The 15,509-nt window shown below is 54.6% G+C and carries 22 protein-coding genes; 20 read left to right on the forward strand and 2 right to left on the reverse strand.

Annotation, left to right across the window (positions count from 1 at the left end; translation table 11 throughout):
- Position 1: 1 nt before the first annotated feature.
- A complete protein-coding gene (locus EDF73_RS25315) occupies positions 2-1,033 on the reverse strand; it encodes a phage portal protein (RefSeq protein ID WP_132731716.1) in 1,032 nt (343 codons plus the stop codon).
- On the reverse strand, positions 1,033-2,796 hold the full coding sequence (locus EDF73_RS25320; protein ID WP_132731717.1) for a terminase ATPase subunit family protein: 1,764 nt from the start codon (positions 2,794-2,796) through the stop codon (positions 1,033-1,035). Before EDF73_RS25320 ends, EDF73_RS25315 begins: the two co-directional genes overlap by 1 nt.
- A gap of 140 nt (positions 2,797-2,936) precedes the next feature.
- Here EDF73_RS25320 and EDF73_RS25325 point away from each other — a divergent pair, with 140 nt between their 5' ends.
- From EDF73_RS25325 to EDF73_RS25420, 20 genes are all read left to right on the forward strand, one after another.
- A complete protein-coding gene (locus EDF73_RS25325; protein WP_132731718.1) occupies positions 2,937-3,770 on the forward strand; it encodes a GPO family capsid scaffolding protein in 834 nt (277 codons plus the stop codon).
- Between the two features lie 16 nt (positions 3,771-3,786).
- Complete coding sequence (locus EDF73_RS25330; protein ID WP_132731719.1) at positions 3,787-4,839, forward strand: phage major capsid protein, P2 family; 1,053 nt, start codon at positions 3,787-3,789, stop codon at positions 4,837-4,839.
- A gap of 3 nt (positions 4,840-4,842) precedes the next feature.
- Complete coding sequence (gpM, locus tag EDF73_RS25335) at positions 4,843-5,496, forward strand: phage terminase small subunit (RefSeq protein WP_032736274.1); 654 nt, start codon at positions 4,843-4,845, stop codon at positions 5,494-5,496.
- 95 nt (positions 5,497-5,591) lie between these two features.
- Complete coding sequence (locus EDF73_RS25340) at positions 5,592-6,056, forward strand: head completion/stabilization protein (protein WP_132731720.1); 465 nt, start codon at positions 5,592-5,594, stop codon at positions 6,054-6,056.
- Positions 6,056-6,259: a tail protein X gene (locus EDF73_RS25345; RefSeq protein ID WP_004151001.1), complete on the forward strand. Its 204-nt coding sequence runs from the start codon at positions 6,056-6,058 to the stop codon at positions 6,257-6,259. The genes EDF73_RS25340 and EDF73_RS25345 overlap by 1 nt, the downstream gene beginning before the upstream one ends.
- Before the next feature lie 3 nt (positions 6,260-6,262).
- Positions 6,263-6,478: an HP1 family phage holin gene (locus tag EDF73_RS25350; protein ID WP_049090061.1), complete on the forward strand. Its 216-nt coding sequence runs from the start codon at positions 6,263-6,265 to the stop codon at positions 6,476-6,478.
- Positions 6,459-6,968, forward strand: a complete 510-nt coding sequence (locus EDF73_RS25355) for a lysozyme (RefSeq protein WP_064351634.1) — start codon at positions 6,459-6,461, stop codon at positions 6,966-6,968. The genes EDF73_RS25350 and EDF73_RS25355 overlap by 20 nt, the downstream gene beginning before the upstream one ends.
- 4 nt (positions 6,969-6,972) lie before the next feature.
- Positions 6,973-7,356: a DNZ54_00345 family protein gene (locus EDF73_RS25360; protein WP_132731721.1), complete on the forward strand. Its 384-nt coding sequence runs from the start codon at positions 6,973-6,975 to the stop codon at positions 7,354-7,356.
- Positions 7,353-7,781: an Rz-like lysis system protein LysB gene (gene lysB, locus EDF73_RS25365; RefSeq protein WP_132731722.1), complete on the forward strand. Its 429-nt coding sequence runs from the start codon at positions 7,353-7,355 to the stop codon at positions 7,779-7,781. The genes EDF73_RS25360 and lysB overlap by 4 nt, the downstream gene beginning before the upstream one ends.
- Positions 7,669-7,914, forward strand: coding sequence for an Rz1-like lysis system protein LysC (lysC, locus tag EDF73_RS27895; protein WP_243655262.1), 246 nt, complete (start codon positions 7,669-7,671; stop codon positions 7,912-7,914). The genes lysB and lysC overlap by 113 nt, the downstream gene beginning before the upstream one ends.
- Entirely contained in the window at positions 7,877-8,308 is a 432-nt protein-coding gene (locus EDF73_RS25375) for a phage tail protein (protein WP_132731724.1), read from the forward strand. The genes lysC and EDF73_RS25375 overlap by 38 nt, the downstream gene beginning before the upstream one ends.
- Complete coding sequence (locus EDF73_RS25380; RefSeq protein ID WP_132731725.1) at positions 8,301-8,747, forward strand: phage virion morphogenesis protein; 447 nt, start codon at positions 8,301-8,303, stop codon at positions 8,745-8,747. Before EDF73_RS25375 ends, EDF73_RS25380 begins: the two co-directional genes overlap by 8 nt.
- Before the next feature lie 88 nt (positions 8,748-8,835).
- Positions 8,836-9,219, forward strand: coding sequence for a hypothetical protein (locus EDF73_RS25385; RefSeq protein ID WP_132731726.1), 384 nt, complete (start codon positions 8,836-8,838; stop codon positions 9,217-9,219).
- On the forward strand, positions 9,194-10,408 hold the full coding sequence (locus tag EDF73_RS25390) for a PcfJ domain-containing protein (RefSeq protein ID WP_132731727.1): 1,215 nt from the start codon (positions 9,194-9,196) through the stop codon (positions 10,406-10,408). The genes EDF73_RS25385 and EDF73_RS25390 overlap by 26 nt, the downstream gene beginning before the upstream one ends.
- Positions 10,409-10,481: 73 nt before the next feature.
- Entirely contained in the window at positions 10,482-11,054 is a 573-nt protein-coding gene (locus tag EDF73_RS25395; protein ID WP_115698539.1) for a phage baseplate assembly protein V, read from the forward strand.
- Positions 11,051-11,413, forward strand: a complete 363-nt coding sequence (locus tag EDF73_RS25400; RefSeq protein ID WP_032442451.1) for a GPW/gp25 family protein — start codon at positions 11,051-11,053, stop codon at positions 11,411-11,413. Before EDF73_RS25395 ends, EDF73_RS25400 begins: the two co-directional genes overlap by 4 nt.
- Entirely contained in the window at positions 11,400-12,308 is a 909-nt protein-coding gene (locus EDF73_RS25405; RefSeq protein WP_132731728.1) for a baseplate J/gp47 family protein, read from the forward strand. The genes EDF73_RS25400 and EDF73_RS25405 overlap by 14 nt, the downstream gene beginning before the upstream one ends.
- A complete protein-coding gene (locus tag EDF73_RS25410) occupies positions 12,301-12,918 on the forward strand; it encodes a phage tail protein I (protein ID WP_132731729.1) in 618 nt (205 codons plus the stop codon). The genes EDF73_RS25405 and EDF73_RS25410 overlap by 8 nt, the downstream gene beginning before the upstream one ends.
- Complete coding sequence (locus EDF73_RS25415) at positions 12,905-15,169, forward strand: hypothetical protein (RefSeq protein WP_132731730.1); 2,265 nt, start codon at positions 12,905-12,907, stop codon at positions 15,167-15,169. The genes EDF73_RS25410 and EDF73_RS25415 overlap by 14 nt, the downstream gene beginning before the upstream one ends.
- A 15-nt stretch (positions 15,170-15,184) precedes the next feature.
- On the forward strand, positions 15,185-15,469 hold the full coding sequence (locus tag EDF73_RS25420; protein ID WP_132731731.1) for a hypothetical protein: 285 nt from the start codon (positions 15,185-15,187) through the stop codon (positions 15,467-15,469).
- Positions 15,470-15,509 lie beyond the last annotated feature (40 nt).

A 15,509-nucleotide genomic window follows, 5' to 3' on the forward strand; every position in this document is an offset into this window, starting at 1 on the left:
TTTATTCGGGGTCAAGGCTGTAAGGGGTGAATTTAATGACTTCTTCACCTAGCCATTTGTTCAGTTCTTGCAGCCGTTTCTGTAATGGTATTAGTTCATTGCGGACAAAGACCCGACTGGCTTTTTCTACATCACCAAAACCGCCAGTATTGTTGGGGATAATACCCATCATTTGTGGAGGGACACGGTGCGCCGCCATCATGTCATCCCGGCTCACGTTTTTGATATTCAGAAACTCATCCTTAGCCGCTACTTCTGACAGCGGGATGATCTGGATGCCGTCCTTTTTTCCGTTGGGCGAGTACATAAACAGGTTGCGGAAGTTGCCCGGTCCCTTGGCGCTTTTCATCGCATGGCGGATGTTGTTCACATCCTCCTGGTTCTGCGCCGCGTCGGTCATGTACATGATAAATCCTGCGTGGCTGCCGTTGAGATAATACTTACGGCGGAACAGCGTTGCGGACTCATTCAGCAGGGTTGACGGGATGGCAGAAAGATAACCGGGAAGCCCGTAGATTTCCTGGTTAATGTCAGGCTCCAGCAGGTGAAAAATGCTTCCTTGCGTAAATTCATAGGGCTGGGTGGTCATACCGTATTGCACGAACCAGTAAGTGTTGAGGTCTACCCCACGGCGGGTATATTTCGCCAGGGTCGGCTCCAGTGACAGCACGCCCCCGAGCCGGTTTGTGCGTTTTTCCAGGTAAGCGTTACCAAATACCAGGTAATCCTGCACAAAACGGGTAAAAGCCTGCTGGCTAAGCAGGCGGTGCGGGATGTAGGTACTACTGAGAATGTCACGCTTAACAGCGATCGGCGAGCTGTGATGCACGGCGGCGCGGTAGGTGCGGGACAATCCGTCAAAGCTTACCGGCGGTTCGTACCAGCGATCCATCTGTACGCATTCTACATAATCCAGAAGTTCGCGGCGGTCCAGTACAGGAATGGGATCGCCAAAGCTGAACGCCTGGGTAGATGCTGAATCATTGTTTTGTACGTCAGGCGGCATGACGTCCTGTACGGTGTTCTCAGTCATTAAAAAATCTCCACGATGTTACTGGTGTTTGCTGCCTCGCCCTGCAGCGGTTCGTTAAATAGTGCGTGCATCGTTGCCCAGGCCAAATCTGCGTGACTGGCTTCTTCGCTGCGGCTGGCTTCGTAGGTGGGGCGGTTTCCGCTGGCGGTAGTGGCCCGGCGGATAGCCATGAATGACTGCGCAATATCGGTATGACCGGCGTCAAACTCAATGCGGCGGTGGCTGATGATGTCGTATGCCTTGAGCACCAGGGCGTTTTTGACGTTGGGGTTATAGACGAACTCCCGGACGGCAGGGAAAAAGCCTTTGACGTTCTCATAGACGCCGTGACCGACTCCGGTGGAGTCAATGCCGATATAGGTCACGTTGTATTGCAGTGTGAGCTGGCGGATGGCTTCTGCCTGGGCGCGGAAGTCCATTCCCCGCCATTGATGGCGCTCCAGTATGCGGAACTTGCCGCCGGGAACAGCAGGCGGGGCAATCACGACGCATCCGGCGCTGTCACCGTTCTGCGTCCCTTTTGCAGGGTCATATCCGATCCACACCTCGCCCCAGCCAAACGGACGCAGAGCCAGTGCGTGAAAATCTTCCCAGACCTCCCAGCTGTCCACCATGCAGGCCTGCAGGTCGGAAAGCGGGAACACGGACGCGAGATCGTCAATAAACTCGCACATCAGCAGGTTCTGGTATTCGTCTGGGCTGTATTCCAGTCGCAGCTGGTCGAGGTCGAACAGGTTACAGCCGCCGCGCACGGCATCTTCCACCGTCACGATCTGCCGGAACTGACCGTCAGCACAAAGCAGGCCCGCTGCCAGTGCGGAATGGGTCAGGTCGATATCCACACGGTCCGATTTTGAGCGACCACGGTTATACAGTGCACCAGACCAGAAGGGATAGGCGCTGTGCGTCAGGCTGGACGGGGTGGAAAAATAGGTTTGTCGCCACTTTTTGTGCAGCGCCATACCGGAGGCGACTTTTCGCAGCTCCTGGAATTTCGGTATCCAGAAATATTCATCAAGGTACAGGTTGCCGTGGTAGCTCTGCGCTGTGCGGGCATTGGTCCCCAGAAAGTACAGCGTGGCCCCGTTAGGCAGGACCATCGGATCGCCTTTAAGCTCTACATCAACCTCTTTAGCGAACTCAATGATGTAGCCTTTAAAAACATGCGCCTGGGCTTTACTGGCGGACAGAAAAATCTGGTTGCGTCCGGTAATTAGCGCATCAATCAATGCTTCTCGGGCAAAGTAGAACGTCGCCCCGATCTGACGGGATTTAAGCACGTTGCGGATGCGGTGTTTGTTTCCAGCTTCCCACCAGTGGCGCTGATAGCCGAACATGCCAGCGCGGAAAATATCTTCCAGCTTTTCGATCTGTTCGTCGCTGAACAGGTTTTTTTCAGGGGGTTTACGGGGGCCGCGGTTGCGGTTTTCCACGTTCGGGTTTAAATCGGCCTCGTTGCCGCCGTTGTTAAATTTCCCGATACGGGCGTGGCGCTCGGACTGGCGCGCGAGCAGGTCAATCTCCTTAAAATCCTTCCCTTCTTTTTGCTCCTTCATGATCAGCTGGCAGTACCGTGCGGCGGTGGTGAGCTGCATCTGGTCCAGTGGGCCATAGCTGCCCCATTTGTCGCGCTTTTTCCAGCTGTGAACGGTTGCGGCTTTCTCGCCCAGCATTTCAGCAATGCGGGCTATGCGGTATCCCTGAAAATACAGCAGTAGTGCCTGCCGACGGGGATCGAGGTCTGCGGGGGTCATCGTTTCCATGGCACAAACATACGGGCTTGCCAGAAGCCTTTCCCCGGCTGGCTTTTGTGTGGTTTACCGCACAAGGTCCGCGCGTTGTTTCACCCCCTCCATCACAGCAACCATAAGGCCTCACAGAGTTATTTGATGGAGTCGCTCAAATGGCAGTTAAAGCAAAACGCTTCCGCATCGGCGTGGAAGGGGCAACAACAGACGGGCGCACCATTGAACGCGCCTGGCTGGAGCAGATGGCGGCAAGCTATAACCCGCAGGTCTATACCGCGCTGATTAATCTGGAACACATCAAGGGTTACACCCCGGACAGTCCATTCCGCCGTTTCGGGACCGTGGATAAGCTGGAGGCCGAAGAAATTACGGACGGCCCGCTGAAAGGCAAAATGGCCCTGTATGCGTGGATCACCCCGTCAGATGATCTGGTGGCGTATACCCGCAAGCTGCAAAAGCTGTTCACCTCGATGGAGGTCAATACCAGTTTTGCTGATACCGGCAAAGCGTACCTGGTTGGCCTCGCAGCGACTGACGACCCGGCAAGCCTGGGTACAGAAATGCTGCAGTTTAGCGCCAGCGCCAAAAGCAACCCGCTGGCCGGGCGTAAACAGAACCCGGAAAACCTCTTTACCGTCGCAGAAGAAACGCTGATCGAGTGGGAAGAGGTCCAGGGCGAAAAAGCCTCCCTCTTTGCCCGCGTTACCGCGATGTTTACCAAAAAAGAGCAGACCGATGATGCGCGTTTCTCAGATGTGCATCGTGCCGTTGAGCTGGTCGCCACCGAGCAGCAGAGCCTGAGCGAACGCACTGATCAATCCCTGTCCGCGCAGGATAAGCGCCTTGCTGTGCTGGAGGCTTCCCTGCAGGAGCAGCAGACCGCCTTTGCAGAACTAGAGCAGCAGCTGCAACAGGAAGACAGCCGCAAAGATTATCGCCAGCGCGCGCCGGGCGGTAACGCACCGGCAGGCACCCTGACCAATTGCTGATGGAGCATAAAACCCGATGAAAAAGAAAACCCGCTTTGCCTTTAACGCTTACCTGCAGCAGCTGGCGCGCCTGAACGGTGTGGAGATTGAAGAACTCTCCAGCAAGTTCACCGTGGAGCCGTCCGTGCAGCAGACGCTGGAAGACCAGATCCAGCAGTCCGCCGCATTCCTGACAATGATTAACATCATTGGGGTGACTGAGCAGTCAGGTCAGTTGCTGGGTCTGGGCGTCGGCAGCACCATTGCCGGGACCACTGACACGACCACGAAGGAGCGCGAACCAACCGATCCGACAGTCATGGTCGATGTTGAGTACAAGTGCGAGCAGACCAACTTTGATACGGTGCTGACCTACGCAAAACTCGACCTGTGGGCGAAGTTCCAGGATTTCCAGGTGCGCATCCGTAACGCCATCGTCAAGCGCCAGGCGCTGGACCGCATCATGATCGGGTTCAACGGTGTGAAGCGTGCCAAAACCTCAAATCGTGTCGATAACCCGCTGCTGCAGGACGTTAATAAAGGCTGGCTGCAGAAAGTCCGCGAAGATGCGGCAGATTGCGTGATGGGCAGCACCACGGCAGAAGATGGCACCAGCACCGCAGACCCGGTGAAGGTAGGCAAAGGCGGTAAATATGCCAACCTGGATGCGCTGGTGATGGATGCTGTCAATGAGCTGATTGACCCGATTTTCCAGGATGATGCTGATCTGGTCGTGATCTGTGGTCGTGAGCTGCTGTCTGACAAGTATTTCCCGCTGGTCAATAAGGAGCAGGAAAACAGCGAAAAACTGGCCGCTGATCTGATTATCAGCCAGAAACGCATGGGGGGCCTGCAGGCTGTCCGCGCCCCGTCATTCCCGGCTAATGCCGTGCTGATCACCCGTCTGGATAACCTGTCCATCTACTGGCAGGAAGATACCCGCCGCCGTTCGGTCATTGATAACCCGAAACGCGATCGCATCGAAAACTTCGAATCCGTCAACGAGGCGTATGTGGTGGAGGATTACCGCTGCGTGGCACTGGTGGAAAACATCACTATTGGCGATTTCAGCGCCGGAGAAGGGGAGTAACGCATGAGCCTGAGTCCCGCACGGCAGCACCGCCTGCGCGTTCAGGCTGAACAGGCCGCCCGTCAGGGCGGCAGTGTTCGCCATGCGTCGGGTTATGACCTGATGCTGCTGCAGCTGGCGGAGGACCGCCGCCGCCTCAAGGGGGTGCAGTCCACCGTGAAAAAGGCACAAATCAAGGTGGAGCTGTTACCCAAATATACCGCCTGGGCGGATGGCGTACTGGCAGCCGGTGGAGCGCAGCAGGATGACGTGCTGATGTTTCTGATGCTCTGGCGTATCGATGCCGGTGATTTTGCCGGTGGCCTGCAAATTGCCGCGCACGCACTTAAACATGGCTGGGTACTGCCGCAGGCGCTGGGCCGCCGCAACGTGCAGACCGTTGTTGCTGAAGAACTGGCAGACCAGGCGGAGGCCGCGCAGCGCATGAAAGCTGAATTCCCTGCCGACGTGCTGCTGCAGGCGCTTTCACTGACGGATGCGCTGGATATGCCGGACCAGTCCCGCGCCCGACTGCATAAAGCCATCGCCGCCGTGATCAGCGAATCCCGCCCCGCCGCAGCCCTGAACCACTACACGTTTGCGCTGCAGCTCGATCCCCGCTGCGGCGTGAAAAAAGACAAAGAGCGGCTGGAGCGCCATTTGCGTAACAGCCACTGACGGAACGTGCCCCGCGCACGGGCGGCACGGGATGGCGACAGGCAGCGCCTTATCAAAATCCCGTTCACCGCCCACCTTTTCAGGAGAAAACCCGCATGAAGTTTGTTGCGCCAGAACAGGTGCCAGAGCAGGCGGAGGTCATCAAAAACACCCCATTCTGGCCCGATGTGGATTTGTCGGAGTTTCGCAGCGTGATGCGAACGGATGGCACGGTGACGTCACCGCGTCTCGGGCAGCTTATCCGGTCTGCTATGTCGGAGGTCAACGCGGAGCTGTACGAATTCCGCAAGCGCCAGCAGTTGCTGGGGTTCCTGACCCTGGCAGACGTACCGGCGGAAGTGCTGGACGGCAAAAGCGAGCGCATCCACCACTACCATAACGCCGTGTATTGCTGGGCGCGTGCCCAGGTGAATGAACGTTACCAGGACTATGACGCCACGGCATCCGGCGTCAAACGGGGTGAAGAGCTGGCGGAGGCCAGCGGCGATCTGTGGCGTGATGCCCGCTGGGCGATTAGCCGGGTGCAGGATGCACCCCACTGTACGGTGGAGCTGATCTGATGAAAGTGCGTGCGTACCAGGGTGACACGGTGGATGCGCTTTGCTGGCGTCATTACGGGCGCACGCAGGGCGTCACAGAGCAGGTACTGCAGGCAAATCCGGGGCTGGCTGAGCATGGCCCTTTTTTACCTCACGGGCTGCAGGTGGAGCTGCCGGATATTGCGACCACTACCACGGTGCAGACCGTCCAGTTATGGGACTGAGTTATGACGCTTGAACGGATCAGCGCCTTTATTACGTATTGCATCGCTGTGCTGCTGGCGATGTTGGGCGATTTATCGCTTAAAGATGCTTCTACGGTGGGCGGTGTGCTGATTGGTCTGCTGATGCTGGCGATCAACTGGTACTACAAACACAAAACCTATCAGCTGCTACGCGGCGGGAAGATCACCCGGGGGGAATATGAATCCTTCAATCGTTAAGCGCTGCCTGGTGGGTGCAGTGCTGGCCATCGCTGCCACGCTGCCCAATTTCCAGCAGCTCCACACCTCAGTGGAAGGTCTGAAGCTGATTGCTGATTACGAGGGCTGCCGCCTGCAGCCGTACCAGTGTGACGCTGGCGTGTGGACCGATGGCATCGGTAACACGTCGGGCGTGGTGCCGGGGAAAACCATCACAGAGCGGCAGGCGGCGGGGAACTTCATCACCAATGTATTACGGGTAGAAACCGCGCTGGCGCGGTGTGTCCTGGTGAGCGTGCCGCAGTACGTTTATGACGCACTGGTGTCGCTGGCGTTCAACGTCGGCACAGGCAATGCCTGCAGCTCAACCATGGTGAAGTTTATCAATCAGAAGCGCTGGCGCGATGCCTGCTATCAGCTGCCGCGCTGGGTATATGTCAAAGGCATATTTAATCAGGGCCTGGAAAACCGCCGCGGGCGGGAGCTGGCCTGGTGCTTAAAAGGAGCGTAACGAAATGAGGAAGAAATTTATCAGTGGGTTGCTTTCGGCGCTGTACGCGGCGCTGATGATTTTAAGTCTCTTTGTCCCCAACGGCATGGCCTCGGCGCTGGTCACCGCATTGACCTGGGTAGCCTGTTTGCTGGTCTGGGTGGTGGTGCTGCTTTGCCTGGCCGGGTGGTATGCAGGCGGCACTCATCGGGAAGAGGCAAGGCAGGCGCTGACGCGCTTTTTCAGTACGCCAGGAAACCAGGTGATCAGATGGGCCAGGCGTTCACTGCTTGTGATTTTTCTCGCCTTTACGGGCCACGTTGTCACCCTGGCATTTTATCTGCTGACGCTGGTCGCGCTTAAGGTTCTGCGTGCGCAGGTTGTTGATGTGCAGCCGGTGACGGTATGACGCGCGCGCTGGCGGTAATTCTGGCACTCGTACTGGCGGCGCTGGGCTGGCAGTCATGGCGACTGAATGAGGCCAGCCACACCATCGATCAGCAAGGCAGGGACCTGAAAACGGCGGGCGATAAACTGGCAAAAACGAACAGCCAGCTGATCGCTTTGTCCATCCTGACCGAAACCAACAACCGGGAGCAGGCGCGGCTTTACGCGGCGGCAGAAAGCACAAACGCGCTGCTGCGGGGCCGCCAGCGCCGGATAGAGGAGCTAAAACGTGAAAACGAGGATTTGCGCCGCTGGGCTGGTACACCTTTGCCTCCTGACATTATCAGGATGCGCGAACGTCCGGCCCTCGCCGGAGGTGCAGCTTACCGTGAATGGTTGTCCCAGAGTGACGCAGTGCCGCCTGGAAAAGTCAGCGGCCAGCACTAACGGCGATTTACTGGCGGCACTGGATGAGGCAGAGGCGGCCTGGTCGATCTGTGCTGACAAGGTGGACGCGATAATTTCCTGCCAGGAGCGAAACAGTGAACAAACCTCAGTCCTTACGTCTCGCCCTGAATAAAGCCGTGGCGTATGTCCGGGACAACCCGGACAAGCTGCATTTATTCGTGGATAACGGATCGGTGGTGGCGACCGGCGCAGCGTCGTTGTCCTGGGAGTATCGCTATACCCTTAACGTGGTGGTCGTGGATTTCAGCGGTGATCAGGGATTACTGATGGCTCCCGTGCTGGCCTGGCTGATGAAGAATCAGCCCGATGCTATCCATAACCCGGAATTGCGCGAAAAGTTGTTTACGTTTGAGGTCGATATCTTGCGCAATGATATCTGCGATATCAGCCTGAACCTGCAGCTGACAGAGCGCGTGATCGTCAGTGCTGACGGTGACGTGTCCAGCGTCGAAGCGGTGCCGGAACCGGACGAACCGGAAGAAATGTGGGCGGTGCACCGTGGCTGAGCTGCAGGAAGTTGACGCCTGGTTAGATGCGCTGCTGGCTGGTCTGGAGCCTGCCGCGCGTAAGCGCATGATGCGGGAGCTGGCGCAGCAGCTGCGCCGCAGCCAGCAGAAAAATATCCGGATGCAGCGTAACCCGGACGGCACGGCATACGAACCACGACGGGTAACGGCACGCACGAAAACTGGCCGCATACGTCGGCAGATGTTTGCCAAACTCCGCACCGCAAAATACCTGAAAGCCGCAGCAACAGCTGACTCTGCTAGTGTGGAGTTTGAGGGCAGGGTGCAGCGTATTGCGCGGGTGCATCATTACGGCTTACGCGATCTTGTGAGCCGTAGAGGGCCGAAAACTAGATATGCTCAACGTAGACTACTTGGTCATAGTCTGGAGACGACTGATTTAGTAAATAGTGTGCTATTTGCATTTTTATCCAAATAACGTTCAAAGCTTCTTAACAGGATGATTGACAAGAGAAATGCTCTGATGGATGATTTAATGAACAAATGAATCTCCAGAGCTGATGAATGTGAACGAATTTATTCAAATACTTCAAGTGGTGTTAACATGGCCAACAGCTTTTATTTTGGCTTTATGTATATTGTATCGTCCAATAACTTTAGTCTTGAAAAGGATCGTTGATAGCAATACAGCTAAAGCAAAGTTAGGATTTGTTGAGTTGGAAATTGGTGAATTGGCAAGGAAAGGTAAGTTGGCAGTTGATAATTTTAATGAATTATCAATTACAATGGCTAAAACTAGGTTGCTTGAACTAGATGTCACGAAAGAAAATTTCGTTCACAGTTTCTCATCTCAACAGCAAGTGAAGCTCAATGCACTAATGATTGAGTTAGAAAGAAAAATATCACAGCTTGAAGAAGGCGGAAATGAAAATTTACCTGCTCAAAAATAAAATATTTATTTCTTTTTTGCCTCTTGTTCGAGTAGTCATAAAAGTCTACGTTGAAGATGAACAGATCTTATCTGATATTTTTCATAGGACTAGTGTGCAACGTAAGGAATTGGATTGTGGTTTGCCCCTTTTTAATGAGAGAGTTATGGGGAGGTCAACGGTTGAGCACTTACTTAATATGCTAGGTGGAAATATTAATGATAGCGTTTGGGAGTTGCTGAGCTATAACGATGGGCAGGTTGAAACTTACAATGCTATCACAGCAAGTCACTCATTAAAAGAACTGTTTTGTAGTTGCCCTAATTTAGCTTGGGCTATTATCATGAATAACTATTATGGCGTTGGATTTCATGTGGTGGAGTATTATGCGAGGATGAAAAGACGACAGCTCGCAGCTTCATTAATTGAATCCCCTCCTGAAGAGAGAGTTGTCAACCTCTTGAAAAAAACTGAGATGCTAAGTGGGCGAAAATATGAACTTGTAATGCTATCTAGATGCCTAAAAGAGTTGGAGATAGTAGAGTCTTATAAACACCGCGATAAAGTGACTATCCAAGAGCTATATTTGGCTTATCGCTATCGGATTCTGTCAGGGTCAAGATTATTAGCAAACCTTTGCTCTGAGAAAAAAGAATTTTTACGAGAGTACAAGGTAGGAATGTGCACTCTTAGTAAAATCGTTGAGGATAGTATTCGTATCGGTGAGAATATAGGCATTAAAGATTCTCTAAATATCATTGCCAATTGCCCTGATGGTGATTCAGTTAAATATTACCATGATAAATGGACGGTAAAGTTACGCGAAACTACAAAATTGCTACGTGATGATATTTTTCTTGATCGCCCTGCACTGATGGATTGCCCGGGTATAGTGTTTCTCTCGTCAATAAATAAATTAATTATCGAGGGTAGAGAAATGGAGCATTGCCTTGCATCTTATAAAGAAAAGGTAATGAATAAAGAAAGTTTTATTTACAAGGTTACTGCGATTACAGGAGAGAGAGTTACTCTCGAATTGGGGTTTTCTAAAGATAAGTATTTCATAAAACAAGCGAAAGGTTTTCGAAATGCTGAGCCATCTAACCCTCTGCGAGTGTTTTATAACACATGGCTTACTAACGAAAATGAAAGGCTTAAGCTAATAGCTGAAGAAGGCAGGCTCGCCCAGAATGTTTCAATGAGAGCCTAACTCATACATTGTATCTTAGATAGTACAAGCTACGTCCCTCCCTTAGAGTTGTGAGTTCAGACATTATTCATGCATGAACGCACAACTCACAGAAATAATGCGCCTTATCACCAATCTGATCCGCACCGGCATAGTGACCGAAGTGGACCGGGACGGCTGGCTGTGCCGGGTGAAAACAGGCGACCTCGAAACCAACTGGATTAACTGGCTGACCTACCGCGCCGGTAAATCCCGCACCTGGTGGTGTCCGTCGCCGGGGGAGCAGGTGGTGCTGTTCAGTCTGGGCGGCAATCTGGAAACAGCGTTTGCGCTTCCGGCCATCTACTCCGATGCGTGCCCGCCGCCGTCAGACTCTGAAAGCGCGGATGTGACCGCATACGAGGATGGCGGCTGGTTCGAATACGACCCGGCCACCGGGCGCTGGATTATCCGGGGTGTTAAAGCCGTGCTTATCGAATCCTCGCAGCTGGTTTCCTGCAAAACAGGGGAGTTTGTGATCGAGGCTGACACGACCCGTATTAACAGCAGCGTGATCCTGAATGGCGATGTGACCCATGGCGGCGGGGAAATGACCTCAAACGGCATTGTGGCCGATAAGCATAAACACCCTGGCGACAGTGGCGGGACGACGGGAGGCCCAATTTGACGCTCTATATCGGGATGAATCGCGAGACCGGCAAGGCCATTACGGAAACCGACCACCTGCGCCAGTCCGTGCGGGATATTTTGCTGACGCCGCAGGGCAGTCGCCTTGCCCGCCGGGAATACGGTTCCCTGCTGTCCGCGCTGATTGACCAGCCGCAAAACCCGGCGCTGCGACTGCAGATCATGGCGGCGGTGTACGTCGCGTTGCAGCGGTGGGAGCCGCGGCTACAGCTCGACACCATCACGATTAACAGCAGCAGCATGGATGGCGCAATGGTGATTGAGCTGGCAGGCCAGCGCAATGACGGCGTGCCGGTTTCCCTTTCCGTATCGACAGGAGCAGCCAATGGCAGTTATTGACCTTTCCCAGCTGCCGCCACCGCAAATCGTGGATGAGCCGGATTTTGAAACCCTGCTGACAGAGCGTAAGGCGGAATTTGTCGCGCTCTATCCGGCAGAAGAGCAGAAAGCCGTGGCCCGTACCTTAACGCTTGAGTCAGAGCCGATCGTAAAAACGCTGCAGGAAAACGTGTACCGGGAGCTGCTGCTGCGCCAGCGGATTAACGAGGCGGCACGGGCCGTCATGGTGGCTTATTCCGGCAGTGATGACCTGGATAATTTAGGCGCTAACAATAACGTGCAGCGGCGGGTGATCACCCCCGCAGACGATACCACCACGCCACCGACTGAGGCGGAAATGGAATCGGACGCGGATTATCGCCAGCGCATCCCGGCGGCCTTTGAGGGGATGAGCGTTGCCGGTCCCATCGGCGCGTATGAATATCACGCCCTTAGCTCGGATGGCCGGGTGGCCGATGCCTCGGCGTTCAGTCCGTCCCCGGCGGAAGTGGTGGTGACGGTACTGGCCCGCGACGGTGATGGCACCGCGCCGGATGATTTGCTGCAGGTGGTCGGGGATGCCCTGAATGATGAGACCGTGCGCCCTGTAGCGGACCGGGTGAGCGTTCGATCTGCTGAGGTTGTCAATTATTCGGTTGAGGCTGTTTTGTTTGTCTATCCAGGTCCGGCCGTAGAACCTATTCTCGCCGCTGCTAAGGCGCAGCTGGCGGCATATATCAGCGAGCAGCGTCGTTTGGGGCGTGACATTCGCTTGTCAGCGCTATACGCGGCCCTGCATGTGCCAGGCGTTCAGCGTGTCGAGCTGCAGCAGCCGCTGGCCGATGTTGTTCTGGACAGAACGCAGGCCGCATTTTGCCTCGGTTTTAACGTTGTGATCGGCGGATCTGATGAATAACAGCCTCCTGCCGCCGGGATCGTCCGCGCTGGAGCGCAGGCTGGCGCAAGCCTGTTCTGGAATCAGCGATTTAAACGTGCCGCTGCGCGATCTGTGGAACCCGTGGAAATGCCCGGCAAAGTTCCTGCCCTATCTGGCCTGGGCTTTTTCTGTGGACCGCTATGAGGAAACCTGGACGGAAAACGCAAAGCGGCAGGCTGTCAGTGATGCGTTCTGGATCCATCAGCGCAAGGGGACTGTGGCTGCAGTTAAGCGTGTGATCGAGGGGTTTGGTTACTCAATGGCCCTTGATGAGTGGTGGGAAGTTGCAGACCCGGCAGGGACATTCCGGCTTTCAGTTGATTTAAACGAAATTGGTATTACTGAGGCCATGCTCAAAGAGCTTGAGCGGCTGATTAATGAAACAAAACCCGTTAGTCGTCATCTTGCCAGGCTGGATGTTATTTCCAGAACGTCGGGGAACATATATATGGGGGCGGCATTATATACCGGGGATATTGTAACGATTTACCCGCCGGATTATCAGGCCGACGACAGCCTGCACTATAACGGCCTGGTGAGTTTTGACGGTAATTATTTATTTTCAGGTGAAGACGATGGCAATAATTAACGAAACGCCACAGTGGGAAGAGAATATCAATCTCATTGCCAGGGCGGATAAAGTGGAGGGCGGACGCGACGGGGTTGCAAACGCCCCCACCCGCCAGCTGGCAAACCGTACGGCATTCCTGAAAGACGAAACCGAAAAGCTGAAAGACGCCGATGAAAAGAACGTGAAAATCGCGGTGGATTTCCTGACGGGCGGCCAGCTTGATACGGTGCGCGATGAAATCGTCCACGGTAATTACCGGATGGTCTGGACCGGCGCGTTTCCTAAACTGGTTCCACCTGGCAGCACCCCGGAATCCACAGGGGGGATTGGTGGCGGCAGTTGGGCCTATACCTCCGATGCGCCGTTAAGGGACGATATAAGCGCCCCGGACGGGGCCGGTTCAGGTATCAGTATCTGGGATGCGAACTACAACAAATATAAAAAAATTTCGGTCGGAAAAACACTGGAGAATCTGTTTCGTCACGGGCAGGTGCTGGAGTGGTATTACGACAAATACGGCGACTGGAATGAAGCGCACCTGCAATCTCAGGTCAATGTTTACCGCCGGAACCTTTCCTCCCAGATTCAGGCCCCAAAAGGGAGAGTCATCCTTTCGGAACCATTATGGCACGGTCCTGCGTTGGGGGATTTAATTCACGAACGATTCCCGGAGCTGAATTTTTATAACCCCGAAACCGGGCGTTATGCCGGTGTGTGGGATTTTATTCTGGTCGGGGCATATTGCCGGTCGAGCGATATTACCGGTGTGGATACCAAAGGCACGCAGTTTATTTTACAGGTGGACGACCTGAATGATACCCGCTGGAAAGACTTTGGCATTATTCATGCGGCACCGAAAGAAATTGACCAGCGCAGGCGGACGGCGGCGGTTCTGAAAAACTGGCCCGGGAACGTACATCTGCGCAATTTTAACGTTGCAGGGCAAACCCGTAACGGCGAAATTGCGCCGTGGATGCATGGTATCTATTCCTATAAATCCGGCAAAAACCTGATTAGCGGTATTAACGTAGCGGGCGTCTGGGGCGGGGGCATTATCCTGGACTGGGCCTTTGAGCCTATCGTTGAAAACAGCCTCGCTATCGGCTGCGGCCGTATGGTTCGCCGTGATTATTATGCGCGTGGCCTGGTTGATGCTGACTACATGCTCTATGCGCCATTTCAGACGATGTTTTCACCGTCGGGCATTGTAGGCGATAACACTAACTTTGTGCGCGTAACAGACTGTCATTTTGAGGATAACCTGGTCGCCGCCGACGCCATCATAGGCGGCAGTGCGTCGCCGGTCTGGTTCACGCGCAAACACTATGAGTGTGCCACTACCCCGGCGTCATCGGCGGCTAACACGAAAAAAACGGCGCTGGCGGTCGGCGGGTATGGTGTCCGCTATCTGGGGCGTGACTCAGAAGACGATTTTGACGATACGGCGCCAACAGTCACACCTGGTGCCGGGCAGGGTAACGTCATATGGGAGGGCGGGGCCATGTATTCAAACACGTATGAATATCTGGCGCAGCTGGCGGGCTCAGGAACACTCACAATTAACAATAACCTGCAACCAAATACCAGTAACGTGCGGCTGCGCACCAGCGGTACGGGGGCGGCTTTACGTGGCGTTAACAGTAAATTTGGCAACATTTCACTCTCCGGCGGGAACTCAAACCCAAATCCGCTGGTTCTGGATTCCTGCGAAACCGGCGTTATCTCTATGTCCTACACGCACCCGGCACGTCTCAAAAACGTGCAGGCTGGCGGGCTGGTTGTGACGAATCCGTACGACACCGCTGATACGCCGTGGCTGATTGATGGTTCGTTTGGGTTTATCAATACGCCGGTCCTGCATAAAGTCCAGGGGACAGTGACGCTGACGTCCAAAACGATACCGTCAGCTTTCCGTGCGGCAAAAGGCCGGTTGCGCCTGGCGCATTATGCCTATTTCGCGGAGAAGCTGCTCGCACCGCTACAAACGTCTGTACACGAGACTTCGCTGGAGGTGACCGCCGGTCAGAACGCGGCGGCTCTGCTTCAGGAGGGCCGGTATCTCTATCCGCCAGAAGCAACAAAAGCGCTGACAGGGCTTCCTGTTGACGGGCGTTCAGTGCTGGATGTCGTCAACGAAACGCCAGCGGCGTATGTTGAGCAGGTTTGTACCGGCGTTAACGCGGGCAACCTGGCGAAATATAACCGCATTATTCCGTACAACGATGGTGTTTACGGGACGCCAACGGCCTGGGCGAAGCTGACAAACTGATATGAGGAAAAAACGATGAGTTTTACGTTAACGAAGGTGCTCCGCGTCAATCGTTCCTACCCGGATTTACTGCTGGAGGTCGCGGACGGTACGGAAGAGGTCAGCATTACCTACGAGGTGACCACGGTGGAGCTGAACGGGAATACAGGCAAGGCCGGATACACGGTCAGCGTGGGGGATGCCAGGCCAGGCATGACGCGGAGTTTTGATTTTACCTATAGCGGGAACGGGAACCCCACAGCGGAGGCGGAGTCCCGACTAAACGAGGCGGTCTCCCCGCTGGCAGTCATTACCGTATGAATCTGGCCCGGTAACAAAGAAAAAAGTAAAGGCAGGTAAG

Source organism: Klebsiella sp. BIGb0138, from assembly GCF_004342285.1.
Lineage (GTDB): Bacteria > Pseudomonadota > Gammaproteobacteria > Enterobacterales > Enterobacteriaceae > Klebsiella.

What these genes read in the sequence shown, in the direction of transcription:
- EDF73_RS25315 (WP_132731716.1), bottom strand. Translation starts at nt 1,033, where the DNA reads ATGACTGAGAACACCGTACAGGACGTCATGCCGCCTGACGTACAAAAC.
- EDF73_RS25320 (WP_132731717.1), bottom strand. Translation starts at nt 2,796, where the DNA reads ATGGAAACGATGACCCCCGCAGACCTCGATCCCCGTCGGCAGGCACTA.
- EDF73_RS25325 (WP_132731718.1), top strand. Translation starts at nt 2,937, where the DNA reads ATGGCAGTTAAAGCAAAACGCTTCCGCATCGGCGTGGAAGGGGCAACA.
- EDF73_RS25330 (WP_132731719.1), top strand. Translation starts at nt 3,787, where the DNA reads ATGAAAAAGAAAACCCGCTTTGCCTTTAACGCTTACCTGCAGCAGCTG.
- gpM (WP_032736274.1), top strand. Translation starts at nt 4,843, where the DNA reads ATGAGCCTGAGTCCCGCACGGCAGCACCGCCTGCGCGTTCAGGCTGAA.
- EDF73_RS25340 (WP_132731720.1), top strand. Translation starts at nt 5,592, where the DNA reads ATGAAGTTTGTTGCGCCAGAACAGGTGCCAGAGCAGGCGGAGGTCATC.
- EDF73_RS25345 (WP_004151001.1), top strand. Translation starts at nt 6,056, where the DNA reads ATGAAAGTGCGTGCGTACCAGGGTGACACGGTGGATGCGCTTTGCTGG.
- EDF73_RS25350 (WP_049090061.1), top strand. Translation starts at nt 6,263, where the DNA reads ATGACGCTTGAACGGATCAGCGCCTTTATTACGTATTGCATCGCTGTG.
- EDF73_RS25355 (WP_064351634.1), top strand. Translation starts at nt 6,459, where the DNA reads ATGAATCCTTCAATCGTTAAGCGCTGCCTGGTGGGTGCAGTGCTGGCC.
- EDF73_RS25360 (WP_132731721.1), top strand. Translation starts at nt 6,973, where the DNA reads ATGAGGAAGAAATTTATCAGTGGGTTGCTTTCGGCGCTGTACGCGGCG.
- lysB (WP_132731722.1), top strand. Translation starts at nt 7,353, where the DNA reads ATGACGCGCGCGCTGGCGGTAATTCTGGCACTCGTACTGGCGGCGCTG.
- EDF73_RS25390 (WP_132731727.1), top strand. Translation starts at nt 9,194, where the DNA reads ATGAAAATTTACCTGCTCAAAAATAAAATATTTATTTCTTTTTTGCCT.
- EDF73_RS25395 (WP_115698539.1), top strand. Translation starts at nt 10,482, where the DNA reads ATGAACGCACAACTCACAGAAATAATGCGCCTTATCACCAATCTGATC.
- EDF73_RS25405 (WP_132731728.1), top strand. Translation starts at nt 11,400, where the DNA reads ATGGCAGTTATTGACCTTTCCCAGCTGCCGCCACCGCAAATCGTGGAT.
- EDF73_RS25410 (WP_132731729.1), top strand. Translation starts at nt 12,301, where the DNA reads ATGAATAACAGCCTCCTGCCGCCGGGATCGTCCGCGCTGGAGCGCAGG.
- EDF73_RS25415 (WP_132731730.1), top strand. Translation starts at nt 12,905, where the DNA reads ATGGCAATAATTAACGAAACGCCACAGTGGGAAGAGAATATCAATCTC.
- EDF73_RS25420 (WP_132731731.1), top strand. Translation starts at nt 15,185, where the DNA reads ATGAGTTTTACGTTAACGAAGGTGCTCCGCGTCAATCGTTCCTACCCG.